Source organism: Streptomyces sp. SID486 (assembly GCF_009865385.1).
GTDB lineage: Bacteria > Actinomycetota > Actinomycetes > Streptomycetales > Streptomycetaceae > Streptomyces.
Map to the genome: position 1 here is coordinate 1 of NZ_WWJT01000117.1, position 18,389 is coordinate 18,389.

Genomic DNA, 18,389 nt, shown 5'->3' on the forward strand with positions numbered 1-18,389 from the left:
GAGCTGTACCGCAACGGCGCGGAGTGGAAGTTCCGGGCCATCGGCCAGGGCTACGCCTCCGGGCTGCGCGGCATCGCGCAGGACTTCGGCGTCAACGTCTGACGCGGAAACACCCCCCGGTCCGGCGCCGCACCGTTTAGGGGCGGCGCCGGACGCGCAGGACAACCAGGGAAGCTTCACCAGGGGAGGACCAGGACCATGGGCGTCACACTCGCCAAGGGAGGCAATGTCTCCCTCTCCAAGGCCGCACCGAACCTCACGAACGTCATGATCGGGCTCGGCTGGGACGCCCGCTCCACCACCGGGGCCCCCTTCGACCTGGACGCCAGCGCGCTGCTGTGCGGCGCCGGCAACCGGGTGATGGGCGACGAGTACTTCGTGTTCTACAACCAGCTCACGAGCCCTGACGGCTCCGTGGAGCACACCGGTGACAACCTCACCGGTGAGGGCGAGGGCGACGACGAATCGATCCTGGTGGACCTCGCCAAGGTCCCGCCGCAGTGCGAGAAGATCATCTTTCCGGTCTCGATCCACATGGCGGACGAACGGGGCCAGACCTTCGGCCAGGTCTCCAACGCGTTCATCCGGGTCGTCAACCAGGCCGACGGCCAGGAACTGGCCCGCTACGACCTCAGCGAGGACGCCTCCACCGAGACGGCGATGATCTTCGGTGAGCTCTACCGCTACCAGGGAGAGTGGAAGTTCCGGGCCGTAGGACAGGGGTACGCGTCGGGGCTCCGGGGCATCGCCCTAGACTTCGGAGTCAACGTTTCGTAAAGCCGCGTGCGGCGCGGGGGAGTCCCTCCCTCAGACTTCGTCTGGGAGGTGCCCCCAGAGATGATGGGATAGCCAGTGCTTCTCAAAACCTTCGGCTGGTCGTTCGCGGTCACCGCGCTCGGCCTGGTCGCGGCGGCGTTCTACGGGGGGTGGACCGCCTTCGGCATCGTGGCGATCCTGGCCATCCTGGAGATCTCGCTGTCCTTCGACAACGCGGTGGTCAACGCCGGAATCCTGAAGAAGATGAACGCCTTCTGGCAGAAGATCTTCCTCACGGTCGGTGTCCTCATCGCCGTCTTCGGCATGCGGCTGGTGTTCCCCGTCGTCATCGTCGCGATCAGCGCGAAGATGGGCCCGATCGAGGCCGTCGACCTGGCCCTCAACAACAAGGACCGCTACCAGGAGCTGGTCACCGACGCCCACCCGGCGATCGCCGCCTTCGGTGGCATGTTCCTGCTGATGATCTTCCTCGACTTCATCTTCGAGGACCGGGACATCCAGTGGCTGCGCTGGATCGAGCGGCCCCTGGCCAAGCTCGGCAAGGTCGACATGCTGTCGGTCTGCATCGCCCTGATCGTCCTGCTGATCACCTCCTTCACCTTCGCCACCCACGCCCACCAGCACGGCGGCGCCCACGTGGACAAGGCCCAGACGGTCCTGATCGCCGGCATCGCCGGCCTGATCACCTACATGGTCGTCGGCGGACTCTCCGGCTACTTCGAGGACAAGCTGGAGGAAGAGGAGGAGCGCGAGCACGAGCAGGAGGAAGAGGCCGCCCGTTCCGGCAAGCAGAAGCCCGCGGTCGTCCTGGCCGGCCAGGCCGCGTTCTTCATGTTCCTCTACCTGGAGGTCCTGGACGCGTCCTTCTCGTTCGACGGTGTGATCGGCGCCTTCGCCGTCACCAACGACATCGTCCTGATGGCCCTCGGCCTCGGCATCGGCGCGATGTACGTCCGCTCGCTCACCTGGACGCCGGAGCGAGGCCCCGCGCGCGGCGGCAGCGGCCGGCACACCCCCGCCCGGGGCTGCCCCCGACGCGTGGACGCACACCGCGCGGCTCGATTTCGGCGTCTGGCCGGCCCGCGGCCGGCGCACCGGTGACACGGCCCTGCTCGGGCGCGCGCTACGGGCCTGGACCGACCGGGGATGGCGGGGCCGCCGTTCGGTGGAACCGGGCGAACCGGCGGCCGGGGGGCCGGGGACCTGGCAGCCGGGGGCCTGGCTGCTGTTCGCGGACGACGTGGACGGCCACGCCGTGGTCCTGCTGCGGTACGGGGTCCACCTGGTGCGCTACAGCGAGCCCCTGCACGGCGGTACGCCGGAGCTGACCGTCGCCCGCACCGAGGGCGCGGACGTGACGACGGCCGCCGCGGTCGTCGTGGCCCGTTCCCCGCGCTCCGTGCGGCTGCTGCTGGCCCCCTGGGTCGCCGCGGCGGCCGTCCGTGACCTGCGGGAGCCCGCGGCCGGCCCGCGTGCGGTCGGACGCGACGGCAACGGCGTCACCGAACCGGTCGCGGTGGCGGCGCCCGGCGGGCCGTGCCACGACGTGCCGGCGGTGCAGTTGCGTTCCTCGTCCAGGATCGCCGAGGACCACGCCTTCCTCCTCGCCGACCTCGGCGGGCTGGTGCCGGCCCACCTGACGTACATGCCCGCCCCGCGGCCCGGGGTCAGGCCACGGCCGCCGCGCGAGGCGACGGGCGAGGCGGGTCTGCGCGGCTGGGCGGCCACGGCGTGTCGCCTGGCCGGGCTGCACGGTCGGGGGGTCCGCAGCGTCAACCACTGGGTGTTCGCCGCTCAGCCGCTGCCCGAGGGGGCCGGAACGGCGGCCTGGGTCTGTGCCCGCGCCGACACCTGGCGCGGCACGGGTGACGTGGAGTACCTCTTCGTCGCTCCCGGCGGCACGGACGCGAAGGTGGTGGGCCGGGGCCGCGACACGGCGCAGTGCAGCCGCTTCGGGCAGAACGCGCTGGCACACACCGAGTGGCGTGCGCCCTCGGGCACCCCGTACCTGCTCGCCGCGGCCAGCCGTGCGGTGACGCGGCTCGACGTGACCGCCCCGGTCCGGAGCACCGCCGACGGACGGTTCCTGGCGGTCGCGGTGCCGGGCGGCCGGCCCGCCGAGGTGACGGGCCGGCTGCCGGACGGCACGAGGATCGACTCCCCGCTCAGCCCTGACGGGCCTTGAAGCGGGGTTCCTTCCTGTTGATCACGTAGGTCACGCCCCGCCGGCGCACCACCTGGGCGCCGGGGCGGCTTTTCAGTGAGCGCAGGGACTTGCGCACCTTCATACCGGTCTCCTCTGCTCGGACGTGCGTGGCGCCCCGTCAGCCGCGGGCGTGCGCGGCCCGGCGGTAGCGGCGTTCGAAGCGCGCGACGCGGCCCCCGGTGTCCGGCACGCGGGAGGTGCCGGTGTGGAACGGGTGACTCGCCGCGGAGATCTCGACGTCGATCACCGGGTAGGTGACGCCGTCCTCCCACTCGACCGTCCGGTCCGAGCCGGCGGTGGAGCGGATCAGGAACGCGGTGCCCGCGGCGCGGTCGCGGAAGACGACCGGGCGGGTCACGGGGTGGATACCGGGCTTCATGGGGTTGTCCTTTCTCTCAGCCGTTCTGGTCCGGAACGGCCCTGCCGACCGTCCTGGAACCGCCCTGCCGACCGTCGGAACGGCCCTGCCGAGCGACCGGCAGCGGTCCTGTGTGCCGCCCCTGCGGCGGCCCTGGCCGCCGTCCCCGGGAGTGCCGTGGAAGCGGTCAGCGCTCCTCGCGGAACCGGACGTGCCGTCCGGCCACCGGGTCGTACTTGCGCAGGACCAGCCGGTCGGGGTCGCTGAGCCGGTTCTTGCGCGTCACGTAGGTGACGCCGGTCCCGGCCGTCGACTTCAGCCGGACGACGGGACGCGCGGTGCTGCGTGCCATGGTGCCCTCCTGATCCGTGGACCGGCACTCCCTGATTGATCGGTTCATGCCAGTCACACGGGCTACAACGGCCCCGGGCACCGGGGCATTCCCGGGGTCCGAAGCCCGCGGACATTCCCGGCCAGGATCTCTCTTCGGGGGTCTGACCACCCCGTTCCGCGTCAAGCGCCGGAAGCGGCTTGCGTCCTACGGCTCGATGCGGGACTGTTGCCGGAAGACATCTGTTGTCCGTCGGAGAGAGGTGGTGGGGCGTGCCGGAGGTGCGTCCCCGCGTGTGTTCGGTTCCAGCGGCTCGCCCGTCGACCCTCGCAGCGCCGCGATCAGCGTCGGCGCCGCCTGGGCCCATGCCCCGTACCCGGTGCTCGTCGCGGACCGCGACGGTGATCTGGTCGAACTGAATTCGGCCGCGCGCCTGCTGTGGTCGGACGCCGTCCGGGGTGACCGGCTGTACGACACGGTACCGTCCTGGCTGGCCGAGGCTCACGGGCGGTTCGCCGACGGCACGTCCGAAGGCGCGGGGCAGGCGGCCGGCGCCGTCGCGGACCGTTTCTTCGAGGCCCACCCGACCCTGGCGGACGGTGGTGACGTGGTGTGGTGGCTCGTCGACGACACCGACCGCCGGCTGGCCGAGACGGCTCTGTCCGGCGCCCGGCAGCGGTCCGCCCTCCTGGCCGACGTCTCCAGCCAGTTGCTGTCCACGCTGAACCTGAACCGGTGCACGGAGGCCACGGCGCGTATGGCCACCGATCACCTCGCCGAGGCCGCCGTGCTCGTCGCCCCGCCGATGGGGCGCCGCCACCAGCTGACGTACGCCTACCGCGGCGGGCCGGTGACCCGGGTGTCCGCCCCGGTGGACGTGCGGGCCGTACCCGGGCTCGCCGAGGCCCTCCAGGGGTTCCCGCCCGTCCCGGCCCGCTGGATCAACCCCGCCGACCTGCCGGACTGGGTGCCTCCGGAGGGCTTCACCGAACCGGTCGGCTCCGTGATCGTCACCCCGCTCCCCGGACACGGTGTGCCCGCGGGCGCGCTGATCCTCCTGCGCTCCAGCCGCGAGCAGGCGTTCAGCGGTGACGAGGAACTGTTCGCCCGGCTCTTCGCCGCCCGGGCCGGAGCCGCCCTGTCGGCCGCCCGCCTGTACTCGGAACAGGCGTCCATCACCTCCACGCTGATGCGGGAGCTGCTGCCGCCCCGCCTGGAGAGCGTGCACGGGGTGGAGTACGCGGGTGCCTACCGTCCCGCGCGGGACAACGAACGCATCGGCGGGGACTTCTACGACGTCCACCCCGGCTCCGGCCCCACCGAGGAGACGCTCGTCGTGCTCGGGGACGTCGCCGGCAAGGGCCTGGACGCGGCGGTGCTGACCGGCAAGATCCGTAACACGCTGCACGCGCTGCTGCCGCTCGCCGCGGACCACGAGCGCACCCTGACCCTGCTCAACAGCGCGCTGCTGTCCTCCCACCACACCCGGTTCGCCACCCTCGTGCTGGCCTCCGTCCGCCGCCGCGCCAGCAAGGTGGAGCTGCGCCTGACCAGTGCGGGCCACCTCGCCCCGCTGATCGTCCGCGCCGACGGCAGTGTCGAGGAGACCGCCACCCGCGGCTCCCTCATCGGCGCCCTGCCGAAGGTCACCTCCGTCAGCGCCCACGTGACGCTGCGGCCCGGGGAGACCTGTCTGCTGTACACCGACGGGGTCACCGAGGCGCGCGGCGGCCCGTTGGGTGACGAACTGTTCGGCGACCACCGGCTCAAGCGGGTCCTGGCCGAGTGCGCGGGCCTGCCGGCCGAGGCGATCGTCGAACGGATCCAGATGCTGACCGCCCAGTGGGTGGGGCCCGGCAGCCACGACGACGTCGCCACCGTCGCCATCAGCGCGCCCCGCACCGCTGATCTGACGGTGGTGGGCGGCCAGAACCGCGCCGGCGGCACGACGTACAGGAGGAACGGGTGAGCGCTCCCCCGGTGACGGGCACGGACGTCCTGGTGGACGAGCTGTGGCAGGCGGTGGCCGACGGCGACGAGTACACGGCGGTCGAGGTGGTCCGCCGTGCCCGCGCCGACGGTACGGACGAGGAGACGCTGCTGCTCGACGTGATCGCGGCGGTGCAGCTCAGGGTCGGCATGGAGTGGGCCGCCGACCGCCTGACCGTGGCACAGGAACACGCCGCGACCGCCATCAACGAGCGCGTGATCACCACCCTGGTGCACGACCGTCCGCCCGGCGGTCTCGACCACGCGCCCAAGGGACGCGTCACGGTCAGCTGCGTCGACGGCGAATGGCACGCCCTGCCGGCCCGGCTGGTCGCCGAGGTACTGCGGCTGCGCGGCTGGCAGGTGGACTTCCTCGGCGCCCAGACCCCGACCCAGCACCTGGTCTCCCACCTGCACAGCACCAGTTCCGAGGCGGTGCTGCTGTCCGGTTCGATCCCGACGCACCTGCCGACCGCGCACGCGGCCATCACCGCGTGCCAGGCCGTGGGGGTCCCGGTCATGGCGGGTGGCAGGGCCTTCGGTCCGGACGGCCGCTACGCCCGGGCGCTGGGCGCCGACCACTGGGCGCCCGACGCCCGTGCCGCCGCGGCCGTACTGGACGCGAAGCCGCTCGCGCCCCGCCCGGCGGCGGCCCGGCAGGTCCTGGACGACCTGCCGCACCTGACCGACCAGGAGTACACGTTCGTCGCGCAGTCCCGCGGCCGCCTCGTCCGGCAGGCCCTGGCCGGCCTGGAGCGCCGGTTCCCCTCGATGCGCGCGTACAGCGACACGCAGCGCGAGCGGACCGCTGAGGACCTCGCCCACATCGTGGAGTTCCTGGCCACCGCCCTGTACGTCGACGACCCGGCCCTCTTCACCACGTTCCTGTGCTGGACCGCGGACGTCCTGGAGGCGCGGCGGGTGCCGGCGCACTCGGTGGTCACCGCACTCGATGTGCTCGGCGACCACCTGCGCGACTTCCCCCGCGCCCTCGGCCTGCTCGACGACGGCCGTGCCGCCCTGGCCGGCCGCCCCGCCCTCCCTGTCCCCGGCCCCTACAGCGAAGCATGACCACCCTGCCACCACCCGCATTGCGCATCACCGTCACCCGTGGAGCCCGCGAGCTGACCGTCGACGTCGCCGGAGACCTCGACTACGACACCGTCGACCACCTGGTCGAGACGGTCAGCGAGCAGCTGGCCCGGCACCCCGAAGTACGGGGCGTGCGTCTGGACTTCGCGGAGCTGTCCTGGATCGACTCCGTGGGCCTCTCGGCGCTGCTGATGATCCATCGCCGTACCCGCGCCGTCGGCGGCGTCCTGTACCTGGAGAACCGCCCTGCGCTGCTGGAACGCCTCCTGCGGCAGACCGGCACCCTCGGCCATCTGACCGCCCGGCCGGGCCGGGACGAGGGCGCCACGGGCGCGAACGTCACCTGACCTGCGTCGGGAACGGTAGACCGGTGGAGGCGTGGGCGACGTGTGGCCGCACGTCAGGAATACTTGTCCGGAGGCAATTTATGGCCCGGACGGGGTAGGAGAACCGCGCAGGGCGAGGCGGCGCGGCGCCGCGTGGCCATGGACCGAGGGCACGAGGACGACGGAATGCAGTGGGAAAGCAGGGCTACCGTGAAGGTGACCTGCCATGACCGAGTCTTCGAGATCACCGTGCGCGGCGAGGTCGACTACGAGGAGAACGACCTGCTGCAGGCCGCCTGGGCCGAGGCGGAGGAGGCGGGGCTACCCGTGACGGTCGTGGACCTCTCCCGGGTGACGTTCGCCGACAGCGGCCTGCTGAACGCCCTCCTGGACTCCTGGCGCCGCCACCGGGCCGCCGGGCGGGAGCTGATCCTGCTCGGTCCGCTGCATCCCACGGTGGAGCGGCTCTTCTCCCTGACCGGCACCCTGGAGCACTTCACCTTCACCGATTCCCGCGCCCGGGCCATGCGCGCGGGCGACGCCTGAGGCGTACGACGGGCGAGCGAGGGCATCCGCGTGATGCACGAACATTCGGTGAAAGGAAAGGAGAGGTCGTGTCGTTCCTCTGGGCCATCATCGCGGGACTCATCATCGGCCTGCTGGCCAAGCTCGTCATTCCCGGACGCCAGCCGATCCCGCTGTGGCTGACGATCCTTCTGGGCATCGTCGGCGGTATCGCGGGCAACGCGCTCGCCAGCGCCTTCGGTGTGCGGGACACCGGAGGCATCGACTGGATACGCCACGTCCTCCAGATCGGCGTGGCGGCGCTCCTGATCGGCCTCGTCAGCCCGATGTGGGCCCGACGGCACGCCTGATCCCGTGCGAACCGCGCATCCGGTCCCGTCGGTGTGAGCCGAGGGGGCCGGACCGCGCACGAGGACGGCCGAAGTGAAGCCTTGGCGCTAGTGGCTCTGCTCGAATCGTGGGCCGGGTGGCGAACCTCGCCGGGTTTTCCGGTCATGCCAGTCGTTGCGAAGAAATTCCGCGAGGGTGCTCGCGGGACATGCCAGTGTGAGGGCGTGGCAAAGATCGAGATGGCAGATGTGTTTGGGGCCGGACACCGCGGTGGGCGCGGGAGGCTCTATGCATATCGAGTGCGCGGGCTGGACCGCAGCGCGGTAGTCCTGTGGGTCGGTGGCGAGGGCGACGAACCTGATCGGGTGCTGGCGTTGCCAGAAGCTGATCACTGTCAGGTGCCGGTGTTCATGACTGTTCGGCAGGCACGGATGTACGTGAGCCGACGGGGGCGGAGGCTGGCCACTTCTGAGGCCAACACTCTGGAGCTCACCCGTGTCCAGCATTGGCTGGAGGACCCGGTGCGCCGACGCGTACCCCCGGGTGCCGTGCTGGAGGCGTGGAACTTCTTCGAGGATCTGGCCCGAGGACTTGGCGAGGTCCAGCGGCTGCCCCATCAAAGTGCGGTGCATAACAGCGCCTACGAGAAGCTGTTCGGAGGCGAGTGCGCCGCGTGGACTCCCGCGGAGCAACGCGCGGTACTGGAACTGATCACGGCCGGGGTGGAGCTGTGGAACTCCTGTCCAGTGATCACAAAGCCCTGCTCGATGATCGTCGTCGACAGTGGACGGGGCGTCCCCCAGGGCTTGCCGGTGGCCAGATCGAGGGCGGCGAGCATGTGCATCACGCCGCCGTAGCGGTTGTAGGTGGCTCGCAGCCTGCGCGGACACCTCACCGGGCCCCACGCCCTGCCCTTGCGGAGCTTCACCGGGTCCTTCGCGGTCCGGCTGATCCGTTGCAGCTTCCGGCCCTCGTCCACCGTGACCGGCCGGACGAACACACTCGGTCGACGTCCCACGACCACCTCCAAGATCAGGTCTTGGAGACAGTCTGCTGGCCAACGAGCAGCAGGTCGATTACCCGGCCAAGGCTGCGTGACGAGCCACTAGCCGAGGTGAAGTCCGGTGATGGAGCCGCCCGGGTCGTCGGCCAGGGCGATGCGGGCGGTGATGCGCTTGCCCACCGGTTCCCGCTGCACCTCGAAGCCCTGGACGACCGCCATCACGATCTCCAGTCCGTGCTGGCCGACGCGGCCCGGATCGGAGGCCCGGGCCACCGGCAGCGCCGGATCGCTGTCCCACACGGCCACCTCGACCAGTCCGCCGACGACCCGCAGCTCCATCAGCACCGGACCCGGCGCGTACTTGCGCGCGTTGGTCACCAGCTCGCTGACGACCAGCCGGGTCACGTCCATCGCCCGTGCCGGCACCGGCAGCCCGTACTCCCTCTGCACCCGGGCGAGGAAGTCGGCGGCGTGGTGCCGGGCCTCGGCGATGCACGGGCCCTGTCCGTCGAGTGGAAAGATCTCCTGGATCGGCTCCGAGCCGGTCACACCCTCACCGCCAGATCCTGACGTCACCGGCTCCATTCGCGTGCCCCCGTTCATGTGCCCACGCCTACCCGCCGACGGGCGGGACATGCCCGGAGCCGCTCAGGTGTTTCCGGATCTCGCAAGGATAACCGGCGACCGGCTCCGCATGGCCGGACTTCGCGACATCCGGCGACCGACGGCCCTCCGTCTGTGAAGCCCGGGTGAACGCCGTACGCACAGCGCGGGCACAATACGGCTTCAGTGCTCCCCTTGGGTACTCGGCTCCGGGAGCGCGCGGCCCCGGGGTGTCCACAGGACCGGAAGACCAGGAGAGAGGAGGCGGCGGGCAGTTGCCGTTTGACAACTATAGTCGCGAGACAAGAAAGTAACCGTGTCGGACGGGCATGGGGAAGGATCTGTGATGTTCCGGTGGACGCAGGCCACTGCGTGTTCCGGCCACTGGCGCCGGGCGGCGCCGACGGGCCGGGTACCGGGTCACGCGCGTCAGGCTGTGCGGCTGCCGGCGTTCTCGGCGTCGTCGTGTATCTGTGTGGCCGCCGCCGCGCAGAACGCCTCGAGTCCTTCCAGCAGGGCGGCTCGTTTGGCGGCCGGCATCAGTGTCAGGACCTCCTGCAGTTCCCTCTCCCGGCGGGCGCGCAGGTCGTCGAGGAAGGCACGCCCGCGGCCGCTCAGGTACAGCCGTACCTCCCGCCGGTCGGTGGGGCGTACCACGCGGTCGACGAAACCGGCGGCCTGCAGCCGGTCGCAGAGCCGGCTCGTGGACGGCGGGGTGGAGGCGAGGGAGTCGGCGAGGGTACGCAGGTTGATGCCCTCGTGGTGTTCCAGGATGAGCAGCACGCGCAACTGGGACGCGGAGGCGGGCGCGGTGGACGCACGTCCCCAGAGCACTTCCAGTAGCTCACCGGCCGTGGAGGTCACACGGGCGACCTCGTCGGGCTGTGGCAGGTGTCGGAAGGCAGTCACAGTCACACTCTCGCAGGCTCCGGGACGGTTGCCAGCCTACTAGGGACGCGAGCCGACGACAGATGTCCCGCACGACCGGCGCGGAGGAATCGAGTGCCACCGTGCGACCGTGATCCGACAGATCCGACACATCCGACAAAGGATTGGTGTTTTTTCCATCGTGAACAGATTCGTGACCGCCGAACGCGCCCTGCGCACGGCGGCACCGTACGGCCTGCCCGACGCCGTCCGACGCGTGCTCGCCGAGCAGTACGCGGCCCGGTCCGTCGAGCTGTTCATGGCCGACTACGGCCTGAGCGTGCTGCAGCCGGTCTCCGCGCTGCCGCACGCGCCCGAGCCGCTGCCGGTCCACGACAGCGCGGCCGGACGCGCCTTCGGCGCGCAGGAGCCGATCGTCGAGCGGGACCGGGAGGAGGAGCTGGTCCGCGTGCATCTGCCCGTGACGGTGCGCGGCGACCGGCTCGGCGTGCTGTCGGTGACCCTGCCGGAAGGCGAGCTCGCCGGTGCGGGCCTGACGGAGCTGTCCGAGATCGCCGAGGTGCTCGCCCACGAGGTGGCCGTCGCGGAGCGGGACACCGACCTGTATCTCCGGGCGCGCCGCAAGGACCGGCTCACCCTGGCCGCCGAGATGCAGTGGCAGCTGCTGCCCGGCCGCTCGTGCAGCCACCCGGAGTACGAGCTGGCCGCACAGCTCGAACCCGCCTACGCGATCTTCGGTGACAACTTCGACTGGTCCGCCACCGAGGACCACCTGATGCTGTACGTCACGAACGGCATGGGCGAGGGTATAGAAGCCTCGCTGCTGACCAATCTGGCCATCAACGCCCTGCGCAACGCCCGCCGTGCGGGTCTCGCGCTCGCCGACCAGGCGGCCCTGGCCGACCAGGCGGTCTACGCCCACTACCGGGGCCGCTGCTATCTCTCCGTACTGATGTTCGACTTCGAACTGGCCACCGGGCGGGTGCGGGCGGTGGACGCCGGATCCCCGCAGATGCTGCGGCTGCGCGGCGGCACGGTGGAGTCGGTCGCCTTCGACGCCCAGCTGCCGCTCGGCATGTTCGAGGAGACCGACTACGTGATCCAGGAGTTCCAGGTGGAGCCCGGCGACCGGCTGGTCTTCGTCAGCGACGGGGTGTACGCCGTGGCCGACCCCAAGGGCGAGGCGTACGGCGACGCCGCACTGGCACGGGCCATCCAGTCCACCCGGCTGCTGCCCGCCGCCGAAGTGCCGCGCGCCATCCTGCGCGAACTCTCCGGGCACCGCGGCCGGCCCGTCCCGGACGACGACGCGCTGGTGGTGTGCCTGGACTGGCACGGACGCTGACGGTTCGCGGACGCCGGCGGACCGGCGGTGTGCCCGGACCGGCACGGACACCGACGGTTCGCGGACACCGGCGGACCCGCGATGTGCCCGCCCGGGCACGGACACCGACGGTTCGCGGACACCGGCGGACCCGCGATGTGCCCGCCCGGGCGCGGACACCGACGGTTCGCGGACACCGCGGGCCGGCGCCCGGCGTCGACGGTGCGACCGGGCGGCGGCCCTGCTCAGTCCGGGCCCACGCCCGGCGGCTCCTCGCTCCGCGCCTCCAGCAAGGCCCGCAGCCCCTGGCTCAGCGCGGCCCGGTCCGCCGGTTTCATGTTCTCCAGCACCTCCGCGAGCGCCCGCGCCCGGCGCCGCGCGACATCGCCGAGGACGCGTCGTGCGTGCGGCGTCAGGTCCAGCCGCACCTCACGGCGCTTGTGCGGATGCAGCACCCGCTCCAGCAGCCCCGCCGCCTCCAGCCGGTCACACAGCCGGCTCGCCGTGGGGAGCCCGATGTCCAGCCGTTCCGCGAGGGCGGTGAGATTCAGGCCCGGCGCCGACTCCAGCGCCCGCAGGGCGCGCAACTGGTGCAGCGACAGCCGCAGCGTCGCCTCCTGCGCCGCCAGCGACCAGAGAGTGGTCAGGCTCTCCACGCCGTCGGCGATCGCCAGCGCGGCGGCCACCGCGCCTTCACCCACGCTCGCCCGGTCGTCACCGGGACCGCCGAGATGGGTCACGAGAACTTCACTTTCCCTAATCTGCGGGCCACAACGCCGCCCCTCTCACTGCCGCTGCTACCCGCTCGGCCCGGCCGCAAGCAGGAGACACGGCTGCGGCTCGGCGTTTCGCGCTCTTCCGGTCGGCCGGCAGGGACGCCCGGTGCCGGCCCGGGTGCCCCCTGTGACCCAGGTCAGTCGATGCCCGCACGCCGGGCCAGCAGTTCGGACCGTACGAGTTCCAGGAGGCGCCCCGTCCAGTTGCGGCCCCGGCCGCCGTTGTCGCCCCAGAAGCCGGAGTCGGCATCGTCGTAGAGCACGGTCGCGTCCCCCGTGGCCAGCAGGGCGGCGACGTAGATGAAGAGGTCGGTGAGGAAGTAGGAGCCGCCGTTGCAGATGAACGCGTGCCGCCAGGTGCCCGGTATGCGGACGCCGTCCGCCGTGCGATGAGTGACCCGATTGCCGATCATCCGGTGATGATGCCGGACAGGCCGGTCGGCAGGCACGCCTATTGCGTCGCGGCCACCGGCGCGCGCGTGCGCGCGGGGCCGCCCCCGGCCGTCGTACGCCGAGTGCGGACAGGTCGGGCTTGCGTTCCCGGTAGGAGTATGTGATCAAATCTACCGATGCGTACCCCCCACATACCGACGCATCAAACTTTTCCGTCCGACGCGCCTACCCCGAGAACGGTTCCCTCCACCCCCAGCCCCTACGACGAACTGGCCTACCTGGCGGACGATCCGCTGGACGACTTCCTCACCGAGGACCCGGCGCCGGGCCGGCCGGTCGATGACGCCGAGGAGCCCTGGAGGCCGCCCCACCACGGGCGCCGCAGTCGCCGCCGCAACCGTGCCACCGGACTGACCACCCTGGTCAGGCTGCTCGCCTGGGTGCTCACCCTCGCCTGCCTCGTCACGCTCGCCGACCGCTGGGCGCTGCTCTATGCCGAGCGCAAGGCGTCCGAACGGCTCAAGGACCAGCTGCACCTCACCGCCGCACCCGAGGTGCGGATCGGCGGCTTCCCGTTCCTGACGCAAGTGGCCGCGCAGCGCCTGGACTCGGTCCGGGTCACCGTGCCGGACGTGCCGGCCAAGCGCGTCACCCTGACCCAGGTGACCGCCAGCGCGGACGGGATACGCCTGCACGGTGACGGGCCGACGGAGCTGAGCGGCGCACTGGTTCGGCAGGTGCACGGGCAGGTCCTGCTGTCGTTCGCCGACATGAACCGCGAACTGGGCGCCTCGGAGGTGGACTTCACCGCCCACGGCCGGGGCGGGGTCCTGGCCCGTGGCGCGCTGCGTGTGGCGGGGCACGACGTGCGGGTACGCGCGGACGCCCGTATCCGGCGGGACGGGCCGCGCGGTATCGCCGCCGCCGTGGACGGCATACGGCTGGACATCGGGGATCTCGCGACGTACCGGCCGGGCACCGGGCCCACCGAGGGCCTCCACCTGACCCCCGCCTCCGCCCGCCGGGTCACCCGGGAGACGGCCAAGATCAAGGCGTTGCTGGGCGTCCCGGCGATCGTGCGCCGCCTGGGCGTGCCCGACGGCGCCGTGCGCGCCGCCCTGCACGACGAGAACAGGCTGCACCGGCTCACCGGCGCGCCGCGCTTCCTCCACGAACTGACCCGGGTGAACCTGGTGGACACGGCACTCGCCCACCCGGGGCTGCTCAAGCGGCTGGGCCTGGACGTGTCCCTGCTCACCGCACTGACCAAGCTCACCCGCCCCGAGATCGCCGACCGCTTCTCCTTCTCCTTCCAGCTGCCGAAGCCGCCCTCGGGCGACCTGAGTCTGCGGCGCGTCACGGTCGGGAAGGACGGCATCCACGCCGACGTCAGCGGCACGGGACTGCTCCTGGGGCGCTGAGGACGCCGTACCGCCGTCGCGGGGCGCGCGACCGGGGACGTCACGGCCGGCGCCCGGGCGGGGCGCGGGGTGGGGCTCGCCGAGGCCGGCCGTACCGGCTCACCCGCTCCGGGCGGTCGCCCGCGCGAGCCGGCGGCGGGAGTGGTCCGGCGCCGTGTTCACGGCGTTCACGCCCGGGAGGCGGTGTCCCGCGTGGTCCCGGCGCCCGTCAGCGCTTCGGCCGCCCTGCTCCGGTTGGCCCGCAGGCGGCGGAGATAGGACCGGGCCATGGGCCCCGGCGGGACACCCCGGGCGAAGGCCCGCATGTTGCGTTCGCCGGCGTTGTAGCCAAGCGCCAGGAGCTCGTCCCGGGTGCAGCGGCGCGTGTGCCGCCCCGGCAGCCCGCGGTCCAGGTCGCCGAGGTGGAGGGCCGCCGCGCGGATCGCCAGCGCCGGGTCGTCGCGCAGGTCCTCCCACCGGGCGTCGAGGCCGTGCGCCCGCCGCACCCGCTCGAACGTCGCCCGGTGCATGTTCCCGAGGCCGAAGGAGGCGCCGGGCTTCCACCACTGCCACAGCCGCTCCAGGAGGGGGTGGTGGGGCTTGTACGCCTCGTTGTGCAGCACGGACATCAGCAGCAGCGCCGACACTCCCGCCTCCTCGGCGCTGCGCACCACCGACGCCGCGTAGTCGGCCGGGTCGTAACCGCCCGGCCGCAGGGGCGGGGTCGGCACTCCCCCGCCGCCGTCCGGCGCCGGCCGCTCCTCCGCCACCGTGATCGCTTCCTCGCTCATCCCTCTCCCGACTCCCGGTTCACCCGCCGGCGGTATGCCGGCCTGTCGTGTGCGGTGCTCGTGCCCCCGGAGGAATGCCTCAATCCGCCCCACCCGGCCCGCATCGGTACGGCGCGGCCGGCACCGGTTCCGGGCGCCGCCCGCGGGACGGGCCGCGCACGTGCCGTTCATGCGCCTGCGCCTCTGTCCGCCCCCCGAATGCCTCCGCGCGCTCCGCCACTCGTGGTCGAAGGTGACGGAATGTCAGAACTACTGCCGGTAAAAACGGTTGATTCCGACACAGATCCATAACGGTCAGGCACGGCACGGGGAGACATATGCAAGCGGGATGGCACACCGCACGAGCCCGGCGGCGCCTGGGGCTCGCCATGTGCGGGGCCGCGCTCGCGGCACTTGCGGCCGTCCTGCGCTTCCTGTGGTCGAACGCGGCCGTCGCGGAGGTCCTGATCTCGGCCATCGGGGCGTTCCTGTCGGTGATGGCGCTCGTCGCCGACATCCTGCGCGGCGACCCCGACCCCGTACCGCGGTCGGCGGGCGCGGACCGGCGGCAGGCCGCCGACGCGCTGGCCGCGGCCGTCCGGGAGCAGTGGGCCGCCGAGGCGCGGCTGCGCCGCCTCCAGGACCCCGCGCCGATCGAGGTGCGCTGGGCCCCGGCGGACCGCCGACTGGCCGATCACCCGGAGAACATCCGGCGTGCGCACACCCTCCCGGCGGCGCGCACGGAAGGGGACGAGGAACCCGGGGACGGCACCGGGCCGTTCGCGGCGCTGCCGGGACGCCGCCTGGTGGTGCTGGGCGGTCCCGGCTCCGGCAAGAGCGTGCTCGCCATGCGGTTCGTCCTCGGCCGGCTGGCCGCCCGGCGGCCCGGCGGCCCGGTGCCCGTCATCTTCCCGATGGCCGGCTGGGACCCGCTGCGTACGGGGCTGCGCGACTGGCTGGCGGCCCGGCTCGCCACCGACTACCAGCCGCTGGCCGGGCCGGCCGACGGCCGGCGCACCCGCGCCCAGGCGCTCCTGGACGCCGGGCTCGTCATGCCGGTGCTCGACGGCTTCGACGAGCTGGCACCCCCGGCCTACGGGGAAGCCGTACGGCGCATCAACGCGGAACTGGACGGCGACCTGCCCCTGCTGCTCACCAGCCGGCGGGACGCGTGGGCCTCCGCGGTGGCCGAGGGTGACGTCCTCACCGCCGCCGAGGTGGTCGAACTGCTGCCCCTGGACCTCGCGCAGGCCGGGACGCACCTGGAACGCACGGCACGTCCGCTGACCGGGCCGGACGGTGAGCGGACGACCGTGTGGAGGCCGGTGCTGCGCGAGCTGGCCCACCGGCCGTACTGCCCGCTCGCGCGAGCGCTCACCACCCCCCTGATGGTGGCGCTCGCCCGCGCGGTCTACGGCGACCGCACCGCGGACCCCTCGGAACTGCTCGACACGCGGCGCTTCCCCACGGTGGCCGCCATCGAGGAGCATCTGCTCGGTGCCTTCGTGCCCGCCTCGTTCGCGGACTCGGGGCCGACGGGCACCCGCGACGCCGTACGCCGGCTCGCCCTGCTGGCGCGTGTCCTGCAGCGGCGCGGCACCGGGCTGCTGGGCTGGTGGGAGCTGGAGGCGATGCTGCCGCGAGCCCTGCGGGTGTACGCGCCGGGCCTGCTGTCCCTGGCCGTGATGTCCGCGCTCGTGCTGCCCGGGGCGCTGGCCCGCGCGGCCGGCGACCTGTCGGGCGCCGAGGACGTCGTGTCGGTGATCGCGACGCTGTTCGGGCAGACGCTGGGCTTCGCCTTCGGCGCCGTGTGCCTGCTGCCGTCCGAGCGCGCTCTGCCGGGCCGGCGGTTCCTCGCCCGCCAGGCCCTGCTGACGGTGCCGGTCGGCGCGCTGCTGTGGGCGGGCATCGCCTGGAGCGACGACTTGCGGTTCGGTTTCCGGTTCGGTCTCGTGACCGCCGGCTGGCTGCCGGACGTGCTCGGGGGCTGCCTGTTCGCCCTGCTGTTCACCCTGTTCTTCGGTATCGCCGGACTGCCCCGGCGGCCGGTGCCGCTCGCTCTGCCCTGGAGCGGCGTCACCGGCCGGGCGGTGGCCCGGATCCTCGGGGCGGTCCTGTCGCTGGGCGGGGTGATCGCGGCGGGCGCAGTCCTGCTCGGCCGGTCCCACAACCCCTGGACCGCGCTGATCGGCACCACCTGCGCGGCGGCGGGCACGGCCCTGCTGCTGAGCGGTACGCGCCGGGCGGGGCACGAGGGCGTGTACCCGGCGCGGGCCGGGCGGGTCGTCCGGCGGTTCGCCGCGGGGGCCGTGCGCGGCACGGCCGCGGCGCTGCTGATCGGTGTCACCGCCTGTACGGTCGCCGGGGTCACCGCGGTCGGGGTGACCCTGCTCAAGTCCGGTCCGTCCGCCGACGCCCCGGCCCGGCGCATCGACGGCTGGCGGCTGACCCAGCGCGACGGCGCCAGGACGGCGACCACCCTGCGACCGCTGCGGGGCACCTTGCTGATCGCCGGGCGGGGTACCCGGCCGGACGCCTATCCCGAGGGCCACAAGCCGCCGGACTGCACGATCCCGCTGGTGCACCACCGCACGTGCCGTCCCTTCACCTCCCGGCGTACGGAGTTCCGGTCCCGGGACGGCGACGTCGTCGTGCTCCTCCAGCTGGGCGGGACGACGGCCCGGACGGCGTCCACGACGACCGTGGCCCATGCCGTCAACCTGCGGTCCGCGCTGCCGGAGCGGGCCCACGGCTGGCTCACCCGGGGGACGGCCGGGGACCTGGCGGCCCGCTGTGTGCCGCCGCTCGTGGCGGGCGGAGTGCTGATCGGGGTGGTGGGCGGGTGCGTGTGCGGTGTCTACCGCGCGCTGAGCGTGCCGTCGGACGTCATGCGCGCCTCGGGTCCGGTCTCCTCCCTGCGCACGGACCGGACGGCGTCCTTCACCCGCGCCGGTGTCGTCGCGCTGCTCGTCGCCGCCGTCTGCGCGCCGGTGGTGGCGCTGCCCGGCGACTGGGGCGGGCTGTCGCACGTGGGCACCCAGTTGTGGCTGCCGCTCGGCGCGACGGCGCTGGCGCTGAGTGCCTGGGGGCGGTTCACCGTGACGCGTGTGTGGCTCGCCTCGACGGGCCGTCTGCCGTGGCGGCTGATGGGGTTCCTGGAGGACGCCCACCGGCGCGGGGTGCTGCGGCGGTCGGGAGCGTACTTCGAGTTCCGGCACCAGCGGTTGCAGGACCACCTGGCGGGCACGGTGCCGCCGGCCCGGGGAGCGGCCGCCGACACGGCCGGGGCGCCGCGGGC

Annotated in this window: 20 protein-coding genes and 1 pseudogene; 12 read left to right on the plus strand and 9 right to left on the minus strand. The window is 72.8% G+C overall.

The features are described from left to right. The 4 genes and pseudogenes from GT045_RS05985 to GT045_RS06000 form a co-directional block, all read left to right on the plus strand. Positions 1-102, plus strand: a 102-nt coding sequence (locus GT045_RS05985; protein ID WP_161333514.1) for a TerD family protein, incomplete at its 5' end; no start/stop codon positions are given. A gap of 96 nt (positions 103-198) precedes the next feature. Next, positions 199-777, plus strand: a complete 579-nt coding sequence (locus tag GT045_RS05990; RefSeq protein ID WP_161290343.1) for a TerD family protein — start codon at positions 199-201, stop codon at positions 775-777. A gap of 75 nt (positions 778-852) precedes the next feature. Further along, positions 853-1,743, plus strand: a pseudogene (locus GT045_RS05995) (DUF475 domain-containing protein); the annotation flags it as partial. Positions 1,744-1,942: 199 nt separating this feature from the next. Then, entirely contained in the window at positions 1,943-2,962 is a 1,020-nt protein-coding gene (locus tag GT045_RS06000) for a hypothetical protein (RefSeq protein WP_161333515.1), read from the plus strand. On the opposite strand, the gene ykgO is transcribed toward GT045_RS06000, so the two are convergent. The 3 genes from ykgO to rpmG form a co-directional block, all read right to left on the minus strand. Further along, positions 2,943-3,065: a type B 50S ribosomal protein L36 gene (ykgO, locus tag GT045_RS06005; RefSeq protein WP_161294583.1), complete on the minus strand. Its 123-nt coding sequence runs from the start codon at positions 3,063-3,065 to the stop codon at positions 2,943-2,945. The two genes, GT045_RS06000 and ykgO, sit on opposite strands and share 20 nt — an antisense overlap. Positions 3,066-3,101: 36 nt before the next feature. Beyond that, positions 3,102-3,362, minus strand: coding sequence for a type B 50S ribosomal protein L31 (locus GT045_RS06010; protein ID WP_161294581.1), 261 nt, complete (start codon positions 3,360-3,362; stop codon positions 3,102-3,104). Between the two features lie 166 nt (positions 3,363-3,528). Further along, positions 3,529-3,693, minus strand: coding sequence for a 50S ribosomal protein L33 (gene rpmG, locus GT045_RS06015; RefSeq protein ID WP_161294580.1), 165 nt, complete (start codon positions 3,691-3,693; stop codon positions 3,529-3,531). Between the two features lie 358 nt (positions 3,694-4,051). Here rpmG and GT045_RS06020 point away from each other — a divergent pair, with 358 nt between their 5' ends. The 5 genes from GT045_RS06020 (at position 4,052) to GT045_RS06040 (ending at position 7,954) form a co-directional block, all read left to right on the plus strand. Then, positions 4,052-5,641 (plus strand): PP2C family protein-serine/threonine phosphatase, encoded by a 1,590-nt coding sequence (locus tag GT045_RS06020; RefSeq protein WP_161333520.1) that lies wholly within the window; start codon positions 4,052-4,054, stop codon positions 5,639-5,641. Beyond that, positions 5,638-6,732, plus strand: a complete 1,095-nt coding sequence (locus tag GT045_RS06025; RefSeq protein ID WP_161294578.1) for a cobalamin-dependent protein — start codon at positions 5,638-5,640, stop codon at positions 6,730-6,732. The genes GT045_RS06020 and GT045_RS06025 overlap by 4 nt, the downstream gene beginning before the upstream one ends. After that, positions 6,729-7,100, plus strand: coding sequence for an STAS domain-containing protein (locus GT045_RS06030; protein ID WP_161294576.1), 372 nt, complete (start codon positions 6,729-6,731; stop codon positions 7,098-7,100). Before GT045_RS06025 ends, GT045_RS06030 begins: the two co-directional genes overlap by 4 nt. Positions 7,101-7,295: 195 nt before the next feature. Continuing rightward, a complete protein-coding gene (locus GT045_RS06035; RefSeq protein ID WP_345942557.1) occupies positions 7,296-7,625 on the plus strand; it encodes an STAS domain-containing protein in 330 nt (109 codons plus the stop codon). A 68-nt stretch (positions 7,626-7,693) separates the two neighbouring features. Further along, positions 7,694-7,954: a GlsB/YeaQ/YmgE family stress response membrane protein gene (locus GT045_RS06040; RefSeq protein ID WP_161294574.1), complete on the plus strand. Its 261-nt coding sequence runs from the start codon at positions 7,694-7,696 to the stop codon at positions 7,952-7,954. Between the two features lie 620 nt (positions 7,955-8,574). Here the strand turns inward: GT045_RS06040 and GT045_RS38780 are convergent. The 3 genes from GT045_RS38780 to GT045_RS06055 form a co-directional block, all read right to left on the minus strand. After that, complete coding sequence (locus GT045_RS38780) at positions 8,575-8,952, minus strand: hypothetical protein (protein WP_202527291.1); 378 nt, start codon at positions 8,950-8,952, stop codon at positions 8,575-8,577. Positions 8,953-9,039: 87 nt separating this feature from the next. Further along, on the minus strand, positions 9,040-9,522 hold the full coding sequence (locus GT045_RS06050; protein WP_161294588.1) for an ATP-binding protein: 483 nt from the start codon (positions 9,520-9,522) through the stop codon (positions 9,040-9,042). Positions 9,523-9,969: 447 nt separating this feature from the next. After that, complete coding sequence (locus GT045_RS06055) at positions 9,970-10,455, minus strand: MarR family transcriptional regulator (RefSeq protein ID WP_345942558.1); 486 nt, start codon at positions 10,453-10,455, stop codon at positions 9,970-9,972. A gap of 154 nt (positions 10,456-10,609) precedes the next feature. On the opposite strand from GT045_RS06055, the gene GT045_RS06060 reads away from it, so the two are divergent. Further along, positions 10,610-11,773, plus strand: a complete 1,164-nt coding sequence (locus GT045_RS06060; RefSeq protein ID WP_345942559.1) for a PP2C family protein-serine/threonine phosphatase — start codon at positions 10,610-10,612, stop codon at positions 11,771-11,773. Between the two features lie 224 nt (positions 11,774-11,997). On the opposite strand, the gene GT045_RS06065 is transcribed toward GT045_RS06060, so the two are convergent. Then, positions 11,998-12,492 (minus strand): MarR family winged helix-turn-helix transcriptional regulator, encoded by a 495-nt coding sequence (locus GT045_RS06065; protein ID WP_161333516.1) that lies wholly within the window; start codon positions 12,490-12,492, stop codon positions 11,998-12,000. A 173-nt stretch (positions 12,493-12,665) separates the two neighbouring features. Next, on the minus strand, positions 12,666-12,941 hold the full coding sequence (locus GT045_RS39500) for a hypothetical protein (RefSeq protein WP_161333517.1): 276 nt from the start codon (positions 12,939-12,941) through the stop codon (positions 12,666-12,668). A gap of 156 nt (positions 12,942-13,097) precedes the next feature. On the opposite strand from GT045_RS39500, the gene GT045_RS06075 reads away from it, so the two are divergent. Then, positions 13,098-14,342: a DUF2993 domain-containing protein gene (locus GT045_RS06075; RefSeq protein WP_161333518.1), complete on the plus strand. Its 1,245-nt coding sequence runs from the start codon at positions 13,098-13,100 to the stop codon at positions 14,340-14,342. A gap of 167 nt (positions 14,343-14,509) precedes the next feature. Here GT045_RS06075 and GT045_RS06080 read toward each other — a convergent pair whose 3' ends face one another. Continuing rightward, on the minus strand, positions 14,510-15,112 hold the full coding sequence (locus GT045_RS06080; protein WP_161294567.1) for a lytic transglycosylase domain-containing protein: 603 nt from the start codon (positions 15,110-15,112) through the stop codon (positions 14,510-14,512). A 317-nt stretch (positions 15,113-15,429) separates the two neighbouring features. Here GT045_RS06080 and GT045_RS06085 point away from each other — a divergent pair. After that, positions 15,430-18,389 (plus strand): hypothetical protein (locus GT045_RS06085; protein ID WP_161333519.1); only part of this gene is annotated, 2,960 nt, incomplete at its 3' end.

What these genes read in the sequence shown, in the direction of transcription:
- GT045_RS05990 (WP_161290343.1), top strand. Translation starts at nt 199, where the DNA reads ATGGGCGTCACACTCGCCAAGGGAGGCAATGTCTCCCTCTCCAAGGCC.
- ykgO (WP_161294583.1), bottom strand. Translation starts at nt 3,065, where the DNA reads ATGAAGGTGCGCAAGTCCCTGCGCTCACTGAAAAGCCGCCCCGGCGCC.
- GT045_RS06010 (WP_161294581.1), bottom strand. Translation starts at nt 3,362, where the DNA reads ATGAAGCCCGGTATCCACCCCGTGACCCGCCCGGTCGTCTTCCGCGAC.
- rpmG (WP_161294580.1), bottom strand. Translation starts at nt 3,693, where the DNA reads ATGGCACGCAGCACCGCGCGTCCCGTCGTCCGGCTGAAGTCGACGGCC.
- GT045_RS06030 (WP_161294576.1), top strand. Translation starts at nt 6,729, where the DNA reads ATGACCACCCTGCCACCACCCGCATTGCGCATCACCGTCACCCGTGGA.
- GT045_RS06050 (WP_161294588.1), bottom strand. Translation starts at nt 9,522, where the DNA reads ATGGAGCCGGTGACGTCAGGATCTGGCGGTGAGGGTGTGACCGGCTCG.
- GT045_RS39500 (WP_161333517.1), bottom strand. Translation starts at nt 12,941, where the DNA reads ATGATCGGCAATCGGGTCACTCATCGCACGGCGGACGGCGTCCGCATA.
- GT045_RS06075 (WP_161333518.1), top strand. Translation starts at nt 13,098, where the DNA reads ATGCGTACCCCCCACATACCGACGCATCAAACTTTTCCGTCCGACGCG.
- GT045_RS06080 (WP_161294567.1), bottom strand. Translation starts at nt 15,112, where the DNA reads ATGAGCGAGGAAGCGATCACGGTGGCGGAGGAGCGGCCGGCGCCGGAC.